The organism is Pseudonocardia sp. ICBG601 (assembly GCF_020496245.1).
This window is the reverse complement of the sequence record NZ_JAHLJA010000235.1, coordinates 1-13892: the sequence shown is the minus strand read 5'-3', so window position 1 is coordinate 13892 and position 13892 is coordinate 1. Positions and strand designations below refer to the sequence as shown.

The 13892-nt window shown below is 74.7% G+C and carries 16 protein-coding genes and 2 pseudogenes; 15 read left to right on the top strand and 3 right to left on the bottom strand.

The features are described 5' to 3' along the window. The 4 genes and pseudogenes from KPL57_RS63065 to KPL57_RS63055 form a co-directional block, all read left to right on the top strand. Nucleotides 1-1092 (top strand): hypothetical protein (locus KPL57_RS63065; RefSeq protein WP_226359210.1); only part of this gene is annotated, 1092 nt, incomplete at its 5' end. Beyond that, a pseudogene (locus tag KPL57_RS73595) lies at nucleotides 1089-1537 on the top strand (ATP-binding cassette domain-containing protein); the annotation flags it as partial. The gene KPL57_RS63065 and the pseudogene KPL57_RS73595, both read left to right, overlap by 4 nt. Then, on the top strand, nucleotides 1535-2038 hold the full coding sequence (locus tag KPL57_RS73590; RefSeq protein ID WP_374203980.1) for a hypothetical protein: 504 nt from the start codon (nucleotides 1535-1537) through the stop codon (nucleotides 2036-2038). The pseudogene KPL57_RS73595 and the gene KPL57_RS73590, both read left to right, overlap by 3 nt. Beyond that, a complete protein-coding gene (locus tag KPL57_RS63055) occupies nucleotides 2035-2892 on the top strand; it encodes an ABC transporter permease (RefSeq protein ID WP_226359209.1) in 858 nt (285 codons plus the stop codon). The genes KPL57_RS73590 and KPL57_RS63055 overlap by 4 nt, the downstream gene beginning before the upstream one ends. Nucleotides 2893-2933: 41 nt before the next feature. On the opposite strand, the gene KPL57_RS63050 is transcribed toward KPL57_RS63055, so the two are convergent. From KPL57_RS63050 to KPL57_RS63040, 3 genes are read right to left on the bottom strand one after another with little or no spacing between them, the layout of a single operon-like run. Next, nucleotides 2934-3719, bottom strand: a complete 786-nt coding sequence (locus KPL57_RS63050) for a lipase (protein ID WP_226359208.1) — start codon at nucleotides 3717-3719, stop codon at nucleotides 2934-2936. Further along, the gene (gene hemW, locus KPL57_RS63045; protein ID WP_374111677.1) at nucleotides 3716-4975 is read right to left on the bottom strand and encodes a radical SAM family heme chaperone HemW; all 1260 of its coding nucleotides are present in this window, start codon (nucleotides 4973-4975) and stop codon (nucleotides 3716-3718) included. Before hemW ends, KPL57_RS63050 begins: the two co-directional genes overlap by 4 nt. After that, entirely contained in the window at nucleotides 4975-5580 is a 606-nt protein-coding gene (locus tag KPL57_RS63040) for a hypothetical protein (protein WP_226359206.1), read from the bottom strand. Before KPL57_RS63040 ends, hemW begins: the two co-directional genes overlap by 1 nt. 323 nt (nucleotides 5581-5903) lie before the next feature. Between KPL57_RS63040 and KPL57_RS63035 the strand changes: the two genes are divergently transcribed. From KPL57_RS63035 to KPL57_RS62995, 11 genes and pseudogenes are all read left to right on the top strand, one after another. Beyond that, on the top strand, nucleotides 5904-7571 hold the full coding sequence (locus KPL57_RS63035; protein WP_226359205.1) for a nitrite/sulfite reductase: 1668 nt from the start codon (nucleotides 5904-5906) through the stop codon (nucleotides 7569-7571). Further along, on the top strand, nucleotides 7568-7744 hold the full coding sequence (locus KPL57_RS63030; RefSeq protein WP_020624363.1) for a hypothetical protein: 177 nt from the start codon (nucleotides 7568-7570) through the stop codon (nucleotides 7742-7744). The genes KPL57_RS63035 and KPL57_RS63030 overlap by 4 nt, the downstream gene beginning before the upstream one ends. Then, nucleotides 7741-8445 (top strand): phosphoadenylyl-sulfate reductase, encoded by a 705-nt coding sequence (locus tag KPL57_RS63025; RefSeq protein WP_226359204.1) that lies wholly within the window; start codon nucleotides 7741-7743, stop codon nucleotides 8443-8445. Before KPL57_RS63030 ends, KPL57_RS63025 begins: the two co-directional genes overlap by 4 nt. After that, the gene (cysD, locus tag KPL57_RS63020; protein ID WP_226359203.1) at nucleotides 8442-9380 is read left to right on the top strand and encodes a sulfate adenylyltransferase subunit CysD; all 939 of its coding nucleotides are present in this window, start codon (nucleotides 8442-8444) and stop codon (nucleotides 9378-9380) included. The genes KPL57_RS63025 and cysD overlap by 4 nt, the downstream gene beginning before the upstream one ends. Continuing rightward, nucleotides 9380-10678, top strand: coding sequence for a sulfate adenylyltransferase subunit 1 (locus KPL57_RS63015; RefSeq protein ID WP_226359202.1), 1299 nt, complete (start codon nucleotides 9380-9382; stop codon nucleotides 10676-10678). The genes cysD and KPL57_RS63015 overlap by 1 nt, the downstream gene beginning before the upstream one ends. A 351-nt stretch (nucleotides 10679-11029) precedes the next feature. Further along, a complete protein-coding gene (locus KPL57_RS63010; RefSeq protein WP_020624367.1) occupies nucleotides 11030-11182 on the top strand; it encodes a hypothetical protein in 153 nt (50 codons plus the stop codon). Between the two features lie 202 nt (nucleotides 11183-11384). Next, nucleotides 11385-11953, top strand: a pseudogene (locus KPL57_RS73585) (sulfite exporter TauE/SafE family protein). After that, on the top strand, nucleotides 11920-12231 hold the full coding sequence (locus tag KPL57_RS71485; RefSeq protein ID WP_308253482.1) for a hypothetical protein: 312 nt from the start codon (nucleotides 11920-11922) through the stop codon (nucleotides 12229-12231). The pseudogene KPL57_RS73585 and the gene KPL57_RS71485 overlap by 34 nt, the downstream one beginning before the upstream one ends. Nucleotides 12232-12328: 97 nt before the next feature. Continuing rightward, on the top strand, nucleotides 12329-12457 hold the full coding sequence (locus KPL57_RS68900; protein WP_255677809.1) for a hypothetical protein: 129 nt from the start codon (nucleotides 12329-12331) through the stop codon (nucleotides 12455-12457). 96 nt (nucleotides 12458-12553) lie between these two features. Beyond that, the gene (locus KPL57_RS63000; RefSeq protein ID WP_226359201.1) at nucleotides 12554-12718 is read left to right on the top strand and encodes a hypothetical protein; all 165 of its coding nucleotides are present in this window, start codon (nucleotides 12554-12556) and stop codon (nucleotides 12716-12718) included. Beyond that, the coding region (locus KPL57_RS62995; protein ID WP_226359200.1) for a putative sulfate exporter family transporter at nucleotides 12715-13892 on the top strand (1178 nt) is incomplete at its 3' end. The genes KPL57_RS63000 and KPL57_RS62995, both read left to right, overlap by 4 nt.

Genomic DNA, 13892 nt, shown 5'->3' with positions numbered 1-13892 from the left:
CCCTCGCCCTGGTCGCCGGCCGGTACGACCGACCGCTGGCTCCCCGTCGACGGCGGCGCCGGGACGCCGGACCCGGTCGCGCTGCGGGCCCGGATCCTGGCAGGTGTCGTCCCCCACTCCGGGCTGGCGACGGCGACCGGCCGGCTCGGGCTGCCCACCGTCGCGCCGATCGGGTCCGCGGCCCGGCTGCTGTCCACCACCACCCGGATCCGCGTCCAGGTCGCCGACGCCGGCCGCTGGCGGGTCGACGAGCTGACCCCGGTCGGCGAGGTCGACACCTACCGCGACGGGCAGGTCGAGCAGGTCTGGGACTACGGCGCGAACCGGCTCACCACCATCGAGCCACTCGCCCCGGTGCGGTTCCCGCGGGCCTCGGACCTCGCCCCGGCCGACCTGGCCCGCCGGCTGCTCGGCGCCACCCCGGACGACCCGGTGACGGCGCTGCCGCCGCGCCGGGTGGCCGGGCTGGCCGCGGCCGGGCTGCGGGTGACCCCGGCCGACCCGGACAGCCTGGCCGGCCGGATCGACGTGTGGTCGGTCCTCGTCGGCGACGGCGCCCTCCCGGTCGCGGTCGAGATCGCCGCCCGGGACGGCGCGGGCCCGCTCCTGGAGACGGCGTTCGAGGCGGTGGAGACCGGCCCGCCACCCGGCTCCGGCCTCGTCCCGGCGCCGCCGTCGTCGGCGGAGCGGGTACGGACCCGCCCGGACGGCCTGACCGGGTCGCTGCAGGGGGTCGGCGCGGTCCCGCCGCCGGACCGGCTCGCCGGCCGGGACCGGGTGGAGCTGCCGGTGTCCGGGGACGTCCCGGCCGCCGAGCTGCTGCCCGGGGTCGGCGTCTACGGGACGGGGGTCGACCGGTTCGTGCTGGTCCCGGCCGGGCCGGAGGTCGTCGACGGGATCGTGCGCGGCTCGGCCGCCGCGGGCGGGGTGGACGGGCCGGGCCTGCCCGGCGGCTCGGCCGCCCGGGTGGCGACGCCGCTGCTCAGCCTGGTCGTCGCCCGTCGGCGACGGCGCGGGGTGCTGCTGGCCGGGACGGTGCGACCCGGTGTGCTGGAGTCCGCCGCCGTCGAGCTGATGGGGGCGGGCCGGTGAACGACCCGGTGGTCGCGACGCACGCCCTGACCAAGCGGTTCGGCCGGGTCACCGCCGTCGACGGCGTCGACCTGGCGGTGCCGGCCGGATCGCGGTTCGGGCTGCTGGGCCCGAACGGCTCGGGCAAGACGACGCTGGTGCGGATGCTGCTCGGACTGGTGCACGCCACCTCGGGGTCGATCGAGGTGCTGGGCTCGCCGATGCCGCGGGCCGCGGCCACGGTGCTGCCCCGGGGCGGGGCGCTGGTCGAGTCCCCCGCCGCCTGGCCGGGGCTGTCGGGGCGGGCGAACCTGACCCTGCTCGACGCGGCGGGCTCGGTGGGCGGCCCGCTGCACCGGCCCGCCGACCGGCGACGACGGGTGCAGGACGCGTTGGACCAGGTCGGCCTGGGCGGGGTCGACCGCCGCCCGGTGCGGGCGTACTCGCTGGGATGCGCCAGCGCCTGGGCATCGCCTCGGCGCTGCTGCGCACCCCGGAGCTGCTGCTGCTCGACGAGCCGACCAACGGCCTCGACCCGCGCGGCATCGGGGAGATGCGTGCCCTGCTGACCGCACTGAACGACCGGAGCACGACCGTGGTGCTGTCCAGCCACCTGCTCGCCGAGGTGGAGACGCTGTGCACCCGGGTCGGGGTGATGGACGCCGGGCACCTGGTGCTCGTCCAGGATCTCGACGAGCTGCGCGCACCCACCGGCCGGGTCATGGTCCGCACCCCGGCCCCGGCGGCCGCGGCGCGGGTGCTCGGCCGGGCGCTGGAGTCCGCCGACGGCGACCGGCTCGTGGTGCGGGCCGTCGACCCCGCCGACCTCAACGCGCACCTGGTGCGGGCCGGGGTGCCGGTGGCGTCGCTGGAACCCGAGCGACGCACTCTGGAACAGGTGGTCCTGGAACGCACCGGTGACGGCTCGGACCGGGTGGCGACGGCCGGGCGGGAGGTGGCGCGGTGATCCTCGTCGAGCTCGCGCTGCTGCTGCGCCGCACCCGGGTGTGGCTGTGCTGGCTGCTGCTGTGCGCGCTGCCGGCACTGGTCGCGGTGGTCGTCTCGGCCACCGGGATCCTCCCGCCGCCGGGGCAGGGACCGGCGTTCCTGTCCGCGGTCGCGACGAACGGGCAGATCTTCCCGGCGTTCGCGCTGGCGCTGGTGCTGCCGATCCTGCTGCCGATCACCGTGGCGGTGGTCGCCGGGGACACCATCGCCGGGGAGGCCGCCGCGGGGACGCTGCGCTACCTGCTGATCCGGCCGGTCGGACGGCTGCGGCTGCTCGTGGCGAAGCTGGTGTCGGTGGCGTTCTTCGTGGTCACCGCGGTGACCCTGGTGGTGCTGACGTCGTACGTCGTGGGGATCGCGGTGTTCGGCACCGGCACCACCACCGCCACCGGGGGCCTGACCCTGCCCCCGGTCGACGCCGGGCCCGGCTCGGTCGCGTCGCTGTCCGGGACGGTGATTGAGCCGGCGGACCTGGCGACCCGGACCGGGCTGACCGTGGCCTACCTGGCGCTGTGCATGCTCACCCTGGGCTCGCTGGGGATCTTCTTCTCCACCCTGACCGACTCGCCGCTGGCGGCGGCGCTGGCGGTGCTCGCGGTCGCCGTGACCAGCGCGTCGCTGCAGGCCCTCGACGCCTCGGCCGCGTTCGTCGACTTCCTGCCGACGGCGCACTGGCTCGCCTGGATCGACCTCTACCGCGACCCGGTCCTCTACGACGCCGCCCGCACCGGGGCGTGGGTGCAGGCCGGCTGGGTGGCCGTCGCCGTCGGGGCGGCGTGGGCGAACCTGGCGACCAAGGACATCGCGAGCTGACCGCCCGCCCGCAGCGGCCCGCCCGCCTCAGCCCGCCCGCTTCAGCCCGCGGCGCGCAGGGTGCCGCAGTCGGCCGGGGCCGCCTCGATCGGTGCGGTGGACAGCGCACGGACGACCAGGCCGATCACGGCGTCGTCGGCGGGCAGGGCGCCGTGGCCGACGGTCGAGCCCGGGCACAGCTGCTGCAGCTCCACGTTGACCGCGCCGTCGAGGCGGGCCGAGGTGGGCGGGGTGACGACCCGGTCGCGGTCGGTCCACACCGACAGCCACGGCACCGCCGTCCCGGCACCGGCGAGCTCCCCCAGCAGCGCCGAGCCCGGGACGAGCTGGCGGCAGGCCTGCGGGCACGCCTCCGGGGCGAGCGCGGCGGCGGACCCGGCGACGGTCGTCCCGGCCAGCGGGGAGCCGATCGACACGATCCGCCGGGCCCGGGCCGGGCCGTCGTCGCGGACCGCCCACAGCCCGGCGACGACGCCGACCGCGGAGTAGCCGACGACGTCGACCGACGGCGCCCCGGAATCGGTGGCGACGGTGACCGCGCGGTCCAGCACGTCCACCTGCCGGTCGAGGTCGCCGGTGCCGTCGCCGTCGAGGGCCAGGACGCGGGCGTCGCGGCCCTGGGCACGCAGGGCCCCGGCGAGGACCTCCAGGCCGGTGCGGTCGCCGCCGTAGCCGGGGACGAGCAGGACCGGTCCCGGTCGGTCCTGGGCGACGGGCCCGCGCGCGCCGCGGGACGCGCCGGGCAGGGCGACGACGACCGCGGCCACCACACCCACCGCGACCAGCAGCGCGACGACGACCAGCAGCGCCCGGCGGCGCGGGCTCACCGGACCCCCGCCGGGCCTGCGGTGCCGAGCACCCCCGCGGTGGCGGGACCGCTCGCGGTGGCGGGACCGGTCGCGGCGGGTTCCTCGTCGGCGATCAGCAGTTCGGTGACGACCCGGTCGGCCAGCAGCCGTCCGCGGTCGGTCAGCACGGCGCGGCCCGCCGCGTGCGCCACCGGGTCCAGCAGCCCCTCGGCGACGGCGCGGGCGGCGGCCGCGCGACCGCCGTCGTGCAGCAGGGTCATGGCCATGCCCTCGGCCAGGCGCAGCCGCAGCATGACCCGCTCGGTGTGCCGCTCGTCGGCGGTGAGCTCCTCGCGTCCGCCCTCGGGTGTCTCCCCCGCGGCGAGCGCGCCGGCCCAGCGCGCCGGGTGCTTGACGTTCCACCAGCGCGTCCCGGCCAGGTGGGAGTGCGCGCCGGGGCCGATCCCCCACCAGTCGCCGTCACGCCAGTAGCCCAGGTTGTGCCGGCACTCGGCCCCGGGCAGCGACCAGTTCGAGACCTCGTACCAGGCGAGTCCGGCGTCGCGCAGCCGGGCGTCGAGCAGCTCGTAACGGGTGGCGGCGACGTCGTCGTCGGGAGCGGGCAGCTCGCCGCGGCGGACCCGGCGGGCCAGCGCGGTCCCGTCCTCGACGATGAGCGCGTAGGCCGAGACGTGGTCGACACCGGCGTCGAGGACGGCGTCGGCGGAGGCGCGCAGGTCGTCGTCGGTCTCGCCGGGGGTGGCGTAGATCAGGTCCAGGTTGACGTGGGCGAACCCGGCAGCACGGGCCTCCCGGGCGGCGGCGACGGCGCGCCCGGGGGTGTGCGTGCGGTCGAGCACGGCGAGCACGTGCGGGGCGGCGGACTGCATGCCCAGCGAGATGCGGGTGAACCCGCCGGCCCGCAGCCGGTCGAAGAACTCCGGGGAGACCGACTCGGGGTTGGACTCGGTGGTGACCTCGGCGTCCTCGGCGAGCGGGAGGTGCTCGCGGACGCAGTCGAGCATCGCGACGAGCCGGTCCGCGCCGATCAGCGACGGGGTGCCGCCACCGACGAACACCGTCTCCACGGTGCGGTCCCCCACCGTGCGGGCGGCGAGCGCGATCTCGGCGCGGGCGGCGGCGAGCCAGCCGTCCGGGGACGCGGCGTCACCGGCCAGCTCGGAGGCGGTGTAGGTGTTGAAGTCGCAGTAGCCGCAGCGGGTCGCGCAGAACGGCACGTGGACGTAGAGCCCGAAGGCCGGCGGCACGGAGGTCACGTCCGGCGAGTGTGCCACTACCGGGTCGGACGGGTCGGCACCCGGACCTCGACCGGGACGCCGAGGGCGCGGGCCACCGCCGGGACGTCGAACCCGTCGAGCGGGTACTCCACGATCCCCGGATCGGTCTCCAGCAGCTCGTACACGGCGTCACCGACCGGCGGCACCGACAGCTCCAGGCGCAGGAACGCCGGGACCGGGAGCAGCCGTGGCGTGGACCGCATCGCGGTGTGCACGGTGACCCGGCGGAGGACGCCGCGGGGCAGCCGCACCGGACGGTCCGGCTCGACCGGGGCGACCAGCTCGACGGCGTCCGGCCCGACGACGACGCGGCGGGCGAGCCGGATGCGCGCGGCCGTCACGAAGAAGGCGACCGCCGCCACCAGCGCGATCAGGCCGAACACCAGGCCGATCAGCCGGGTCACGACGGTGTTGCCGGGGCGGCCGTCGTCCATCACCGACCAGCCGGTGGCCGCCGCCCGCAGGAAGGCGATCGCGGCGAGCATCGCCACGGCCGAGAGCACGACCCCGACCGCGCCGCGCACCGGTTGCGGCCGCAGGTGCACCACGTCCGTCGACGGGGTCGGGTCGTGCTGCCAGGAGGTGGCGTCGGGCGTCGTCATGGGCGGAGAATGGCCGAACCGGCACCCGCACCGTGGCGTTTCCGGCCGGAACGGCCGTCCCGGCGGCGAACGTCCGGACCTATCAGCCCACCTCTCCCAGGATGCGAACATCACTTTGTGGCAGGTCCGGACACCGTGGCACCCTGTATCCGTGCCCGCACTCCGTCTCCGCCTCGTGGCGCGTCGCCACGTGGACCTGAACCGGACCCGTAGCGCGCTCTGTCGTCGGCACTGACCCGACGGCCCCTTCTGAACCGCCCGGGCCGCTCCGCGCCCCGTCCCGGGCCGGAGTGCGCCCGAACCCACATCGGAGCACCCACCACATGGCGCCCTCGAAGACCGCACCCCGCCGCCCGAAGGGCCAGGGGCAGTGGAAGCTCGGCCACCGCGAACCGCTGAACCCCAACGAGCGCAGCAAGCGCGACGACAACCCGCTCAACGTGCGCGCGCGGATCGAGAACGTCTACGCCAAGCGCGGCTTCGACTCGATCGACCCCGCCGACCTGCGCGGTCGGTTCCGCTGGATGGGGCTCTACACCCAGCGCAGGCCCGGGATCGACGGCGGCCGCACCGCGGCGCTGGAGCCCGAGGAGCTCGACGACGAGTACTTCATGATGCGCGTGCGCCTCGACGGTGGCTCGGTCTCGGTCGAGCAGCTGCGCGCGCTCGGTGAGGTCTCGCAGCGCTACGGCCGCGACACCGCCGACGTCACCGACCGGGAGAACATCCAGTACCACTGGATCCGCGTCGAGGACGTCCCGGCGATCTGGAACCTGATCGAGCCGCTGGGCATGCAGACCACCGAGGCCTGCGGCGACTGCCCGCGCGTGGTCATGGGCTCCCCCGTCGCCGGCGTCTCCGCCGACGAGGTGGTGGACCCGACCCCGGCCATCGACGAGATCGTGCGCCGCTTCATCGGCGACCGCGAGCTGTCGAACTTGCCGCGCAAGTTCAAGTCCGCGATCTCCTGGCAGCAGGACGTCGCGCACGAGATCAACGACATCTCCTTCGTCGGCGTGGAGCACCCCGAGCACGGCCCCGGCTTCGACCTGTGGGTCGGCGGTGGCCTGTCGACCAACCCGCGGATCGCGGAGCGCCTCGGCGCCTGGGTCCCGCTGGACGAGGTGCCCGACGTGTGGCACGGCGTCATCCAGGTCTTCCGCGACTACGGCTACCGCCGCCTGCGCCACCGCGCCCGCATCAAGTTCCTCATCGCCGACTGGGGCCCGGAGAAGTTCCGCCAGGTCCTGGAGGACGAGTACCTGGGCCGGAAGCTGGTCGACGGCCCCGCTCCGGCGGTCCCCGAGCGCCCGATCGACCACGTCGGCGTCCACAAGCAGAAGGACGGCCGCAACTACGTCGGCGTCGCCCCGCCCTCGGGCCGGGTGTCGGGCACGACGCTGCTCGCCGTCGCCGACGCCGCCGAGCGCGCCGGGTCGGACCGCATCCGGTTCACCCCGTACCAGAAGATCGTCGTGCTGGACGTGGCCGACGACAAGCTCGACGGGCTGATCGAGGACCTGAACAAGCTCGGGCTGCCGGCCCGGCCGTCGACCTGGCGTCGTTCGACGATGGCCTGCACCGGCATCGAGTTCTGCAAGCTCGCGATCGTCGAGACCAAGGAACGGGCGATCCGGCTGGTCGAGGACCTGGAGAAGCGCCTCGCCGACGTCGTCCCCGACGTGCCGATCACGCTGCACCTCAACGGCTGCCCGAATGCCTGCGCCCGCACCCAGGTCGCCGACATCGGGCTCAAGGGCCAGATCGTCACCGACGCCGACGGCAACCAGGTCGAGGGCTTCCAGGTGCACCTGGGCGGCGGCCTCGGGCTCGACTCCGGGTTCGGCCGCAAGCTGCGCGGGCTCAAGGTCACCAGCGCCGAGCTCGGTGACTACGTCGAGCGGATCGTGCGCCGCTTCGCCGAGCAGCGCGACGGCGACGAGCGCTTCGCCCAGTGGGTCCTGCGGGCCGACGAGGCGGACCTGAAATGAGCGAGCGCGCCGCGACGTTCTACTGCCCGTACTGCGGCGAGGAGGACCTGCGTCCGGCCGAACGGTCGGACAAGGTCCCCGGCGCCGCCTGGTGGTGCGCCGGCTGCCTGCGCACCTTCGTCGTGACCTTCGTGGGGATCGGCGTCCCCGAGACCTCGGGAGCGGAATCATGAGTGTTGCCCTGGAGAACGACCTGCGGGTCACCGCCGAGCGCGGTGCCGCCGACCTCGGTCCGGACGCGACCGCCGAGCAGGTGCTCGCCTGGGCCGCGGAGACCTTCGGCGACCGGCTGATCGTCGCCTCCAACATGCAGGACGCCGTGCTGGTCGACCTCGCCCAGCGGGCGAAGCCGGACGTCGACGTGCTGTTCCTGGAGACCGGCTACCACTTCGCGGAGACCATCGGCACCCGCGACGCGGTCGACGCCGTCTACCCGCAGCTGCGCATCGTGAACGCGCAGGCGGACCAGTCGGTCGCCGAGCAGGACGCCGAGTACGGCAAGGACCTGTTCGCCCGCGAGCCGGACCGCTGCTGTGCGCTGCGCAAGGTCGTCCCGCTGGAGCGGACCCTGTCCGGCTACGACGCCTGGGTCACCGGCGTCCGCCGGGTCGAGGCCCCGACCCGGGCGAACACCCCGCTGGTCACCTACGACGAGAAGTTCGGCCTGGTGAAGGTCAACCCGATCGCCGCCTGGTCCGACGAGGACATGGACGCCTACATCGCCGAGCACGGAATCCTGGTGAACCCGCTGGTCGACGCCGGATACCCGAGCATCGGCTGCGCCCCCTGCACGGCGAAGCCGAAGCCCGGCGAGGACCCCCGCTCCGGTCGCTGGGCCGGTCGCGCCAAGACCGAGTGCGGGCTGCACGCATGACCGCCCTGGAGGAGACCGCCGTGACCCCCGCCGTCACGACCCCGGCCCTGGACGCGCTCGACGCCCTGGAGTCCGAGGCGATCCACGTGTTCCGCGAGGTCGCCGGCGAGTTCGACCGCCCGGTGATCCTGTTCTCCGGTGGCAAGGACTCGACACTGCTGGTGCACCTGGCGATCAAGGCGTTCGCGCCGGCCAAGGTGCCGTTCGGTCTGCTGCACGTCGACACCGGGCACAACTACCCCGAGGTCATCGAGTTCCGGGACCGGGTCGCCGCGCAGCACGGGCTGCGCCTGGACGTCGCCCGCGTCGAGGACTACCTCGCCGACGGCCGGCTCGTCGAGCGCGCCGACGGCACCCGCAACCCGCTGCAGACCCAGCCGCTGCTCGACGCGATCGCCGAGCACCGCTACGACGCCGTGTTCGGCGGCGGCCGGCGCGACGAGGAGCGCGCCAGGGCCAAGGAGCGGATCATGAGCCTGCGCGACGCGTTCGGCCGCTGGGACCCGCGCAAGCAGCGCCCGGAGCTGTGGACCCTCTACAACGGACGGCACGCCCCCGGCGAGCACGTCCGGGTGTTCCCCATCTCCAACTGGACCGAGCTCGACGTCTGGCGCTACATCCGGCGCGAGGGCATCGAGCTGCCGTCGATCTACTACGCGCACGAGCGCGAGGTGTTCCAGCGCGACGGCATGTGGCTCGCCGAGGGTCCCTGGGGCGGAGCGCGCGACGGCGAGAAGCTGGAACGCAGGTCGATCCGCTACCGCACGGTGGGCGACGGCTCGTGCACCGGAGCCGTCGAGTCCACCGCCACCACCCTCGACGAGGTCATCGCCGAGGTCACCGCGTCGCGGCTCACCGAGCGTGGCGCGACCCGGGCCGACGACCGGCTGTCCGAAGCCGCGATGGAGGACCGGAAGAAGGAGGGCTACTTCTGATGGTCGACACCGCCACCCCGCGCGACCTGCTGCGCTTCGCCACGGCGGGCTCCGTCGACGACGGCAAGTCCACCCTGGTCGGGCGCCTGCTCTACGACACCAAGTCGGTACTGGCCGACCAGATCGAGGCCGTCGAGCGCGCCTCGGTCGACAAGGGGATGTCCACCCCGGACCTGTCGCTGCTCGTCGACGGCCTGCGCGCCGAGCGCGAGCAGGGCATCACCATCGACGTCGCCTACCGCTACTTCGGCACGCCGCCGCGGGAGTTCGTGCTCGCCGACACCCCGGGTCACGTGCAGTACACCCGCAACACCGTCACCGGCGCCTCCACCGCCGAGCTGGCGGTGCTGCTGGTCGACGCCCGCAACGGCGTGGTCTCCCAGACCCGCCGGCACGCCGCGGTGCTGTCGCTGCTGCGCGTCCCGCGTCTGGTCCTGGCGATCAACAAGATCGACCTCATCGAGTACGACGAGGCCAAGATCGCCGACATCGAGCGCGAGTTCACCGAGCTCACCCGTTCGCTCGGCTTCGACGACGCCGCGGTGCAGGTCATCCCGGTGTCCGCGCTGGTCGGGGACAACGTGGCGTCCCGCAGCGGGCACACCCCCTGGTACACCGGGCCGACGCTGCTGGAGCACCTGGAGTCGGTCCCGGTCGAGGGCCCGGACACCACGGCCCCGTTCCGGATGCCGGTCCAGTACGTGATCCGGCCCCGCACGGACGAGCTCCACGACTACCGCGGCTACGCGGGCCAGGTCGCCTCGGGCACCGTCCGTCCGGGCGACGAGGTCGTCGTCCTGCCCGAGGGGCACCGCACCACCGTCTCCGAGGTCCGGACCGCCGACGGCCCGCTGGCGGCCGCCGGGGCCGGGCTCAGCGTGACGGTGCTGCTCGCCGACGACATCGACGCCCCCCGCGGCGCCCTGATCGCGGCCGCGTCCGACGTCCCGGAGGTCACCTCCGAGATCGACGCGACGCTGTGTTGGCTGGCCGAGAAGCCGCTGCTGCCCGGCGCGCGACTGCTGCTCAAGCACGGCACCCGCACCACCCAGGTGATCGTCGGGGCGCTGGGGTCGCGGCTGGACACCGAGACGGTGTCCTACGCCCCCGCCCCGGAGAAGCTGGAGATCAACGACATCGGACGGGTGTCGCTGCGCGTCGCCGACCCGCTGCCGGTCGACGCCTACGCCCGCGTCCGCACGACCGGCGGGTTCCTGCTGATCGACCCGCCGACGGGCAACACGCTCGCGGCCGGGCTGGTGGGCGACCCGCTCGCGGCGGTGCCGGCCGCCGGCTGACGGTGACCACGCCCGACGGCCCCGCACCCGCTCCGGGTGCGGGGCCGCGGTCGTCCCCGGCCCCGCGACGACGACCGTCGCGACCCGGCGATGATCGCGACGAGTGAGGGGAACGGTGCCCGAACCGGCACCGATCCTCTCACTGCCGGCGATCACCGGGTGGGCGCGACGGCGCACGGTGTCCGGACCGGCCCCGGTGTATCGGGTCACAGCCGCAGCCCACGACAGCGGGCCGACCCCGGAACCATCCCGACACCAGCTGGTCACAGCCGTTGTCCGGACATCTTCACCGCGGTCCCGACCTGCGGACGTCGGCTTGTCGACACCCCGCTCGCGTTCCACCATGGATCGGTGACCACCACCGCCACGCCCGCCGACCGGGTCCTGTCACCCGGCCGCTCGCAGGCGGATCCGGCGGTGTCCTGGCACCTCGTCGCGCACCTCGAGCGGTTCTGGCCGTCGCGCCGGCTCGACGCGTTCGACGAGTTCTGTCGCGCTCGCTGACCCGTCCCACGGCGCCGAGCGCCACCCCACCACACCACCGGTCACCGTGACCGCGGCCGCCCCCGCACCCGCGTCCCCCACCGGGACGCGCCGGGGCCCGGGACCGCGTCCGCCGGCAGTCCGGGAAGGATCGTCCGTGCCCACACTCATCGTCTTCGCCCTCGTCGGCCTCGCGGCCCAGCTGGTCGACGGCGCGCTCGGCATGGCCTACGGCATCACCTCGACCTCGCTGCTGGTCTTCGCCGGGATCAACCCGGCCACCGCGAGCGCCTCGGTGCACCTGGCCGAGGTCGGCACCACGCTCGCCTCCGGCGCCTCGCACTGGCGCTTCGGCAACGTCGACTGGAAGCTCGTCCTCAAGCTGGGCGTGCCGGGTGCGGTCGGCGCGTTCCTGGAGCGACGCTGCTGTCGGCGCTGTCCACCGAGAACGCCGCCCCGTTCATGTCGGGGATCCTGCTCGCCCTCGGCGTCTACGTCCTGCTGCGCTTCAGCGTGCGGCCGCCGAAGGTCGCCACCGCCCGCACCTCCCCGCACGGCGCCCGGTTCCTGTCCCCGCTCGGCCTGGTCGCCGGCTTCGTCGACGCGTCCGGCGGCGGCGGGTGGGGCCCGGTCTCCACCCCGGCCCTGCTCAGCGCCGGACGGACCGCACCGCGCACCGTCGTCGGTTCGGTCAGCGCCTCGGAGTTCCTGGTGCGCTCGCCGCGAGCGCCGGGTTCCTCGTCGGGCTCGGCCACGAGGTGCTCGACCCCTCCACCATCGGCGGGCTGCTGATCGGCGGGGTGCTGGCCGCGCCGCTGGCGGCCTGGCTCGTCACCCGCATCCCGGCGCCGGTCCTGGGCTCGGCGGTCGGCGGCGTCATCATCCTCACCAACGCCCGGACGCTGCTGCGGGCCGCCGACGCGAGCGGTGCGGTGACCGCGGCCGTCTACGCCGTCATCCTCGTGCTGTGGGCGCTGGCGATCGGCGCGGCGGTCACCCGGCTGCGCCGCAGCCGGACCGAGGACGCGGCGACGCCGGTCGACCAGGAGCAGCCGGTCTCCACCGGCTGACCTCCCCACGGGCCGGGCGGATGCGGTGTCCGGACACCCCGTCCGTCCCGTGGGCGACACCTTGTCCGCTTCGTCCCGACAGCGCACGATCGGGGCCATGACCGCCCCGGTGTCCCGTCGCTGCGCGACGCACCCCGCGGTCCTCGCGCACCTCGCGCGACACCGGGAGGAGTTCTGGCCGTCCCGGCGGCCGCACGCCTACCACGAGTTCTGTCCGCGGTTCTGACGCGCGTGGCCCGGCCGGGTCACGCGCCGCCGTGTACCCGCGCACCCACTCGTCGTGGAGGAACTCCATGTCCCGCACCACCTCCGGGGGCCACCCGTGAGCACCCCGTCCGACACCCACGCCGGCACCGACCACGAGCCCGGGGACGTCCCCGCACAGCGGCGCCTCGCCCTGAACGAGGACTGGGCCGCGACGGTCGTCGGCCTCCTCCTGCTCGTCCTGATCCTGTCCGGGCTCTGGCCGGGGTGGCTGGTCCCGTGACCGACCAGCACGCCGGCCGACCGACCGAGCCACGGACCACGCCGCCGACCGCGCCGCAGACCCAGCCGCAGACCCAGCCGGAGACCGGGCCCGACACCGGGACACAAGCGCCGACCCGCTCCCCCGTCCTGTGGAGGCTCGGCGGCGTCGCGGTCGTCCTCGTCCTCGGCGGACTCGTCCGCTACCTCGAACAGACCGTCCCGGACGCCGCCGAGGGCACCGCGCTGTCCGGGATCGCCGACGCGATCGAGTACCCGGTCTACGCGATCGCGCTCGGGCTGCTCGGCAACGTCGTGCTCACCCTGACCGGGCTGCGCGAACGGCTCTCGGGCGGCTTCCGCACCGAGTTCTTCATCAAGACCGGTCTGGTCCTGCTCGGCGCCTCGATCGACTTCTCGGTCATCGTCCGCGCCGCCGGACCGGCCGTGGTGCAGGCGGTCGTCCTGATCACCGTGGTCTTCGGCTTCACCTGGTGGCTCGCCGGGCGGGCCGGGGTCGACGACAAGCTCCGCGCCCTGCTGGCGTCCGCGGTGTCCATCTGCGGCGTCAGCGCGGCGATCGCGGCCGCCGGCGCGGTGCAGGCCCGCAAGGAGCAGCTCGCCTACACGGCCAGCCTGGTGATCCTCTTCGCGCTGCCGTCGATCTTCCTGCTGCCCGCCGCCGTCGGGGCGCTGGGGTTGTCGCCCGCCGTCGCCGGTGCGTGGATCGGCGGCAACATCGACACCACCGCCGCGGTCAGCGCGGCCGGGGCGATCGTCGGCGAGGAGGCGCTGCAGATCGCGACCATCGTGAAGACCACCCAGAACGCGCTGCTGGGCGTCGTCGCGGTGGCGCTGACGGCCTACTTCACGCTGAAGGTCGAGCGCAGCGGCTCGGCGGGCCGGCCGGCCCGCGCGAGTTCTGGGAGCGCTTCCCCCAAGTTCGTGCTCGGATTCCTCGCCGCCTCGATGATCGCGACCGTGTTCGTCGCGACCGCCGGCTCCGACGTCGCGAAGCCGCTGATCAGCGACGTCAACGCCTTCCGGACTACGTTCCTGATCCTGGCCTTCGTCTCGATCGGCCTGGAGTTCCGGATGGCACCGCTGCGGGAGGCCGGGTGGCGCCCGATCGGGGTGTTCGCCGCGGCGACCGGGGTCAACCTGGCCGTCGGCCTCGGACTGGCGGTCCTGCTGTT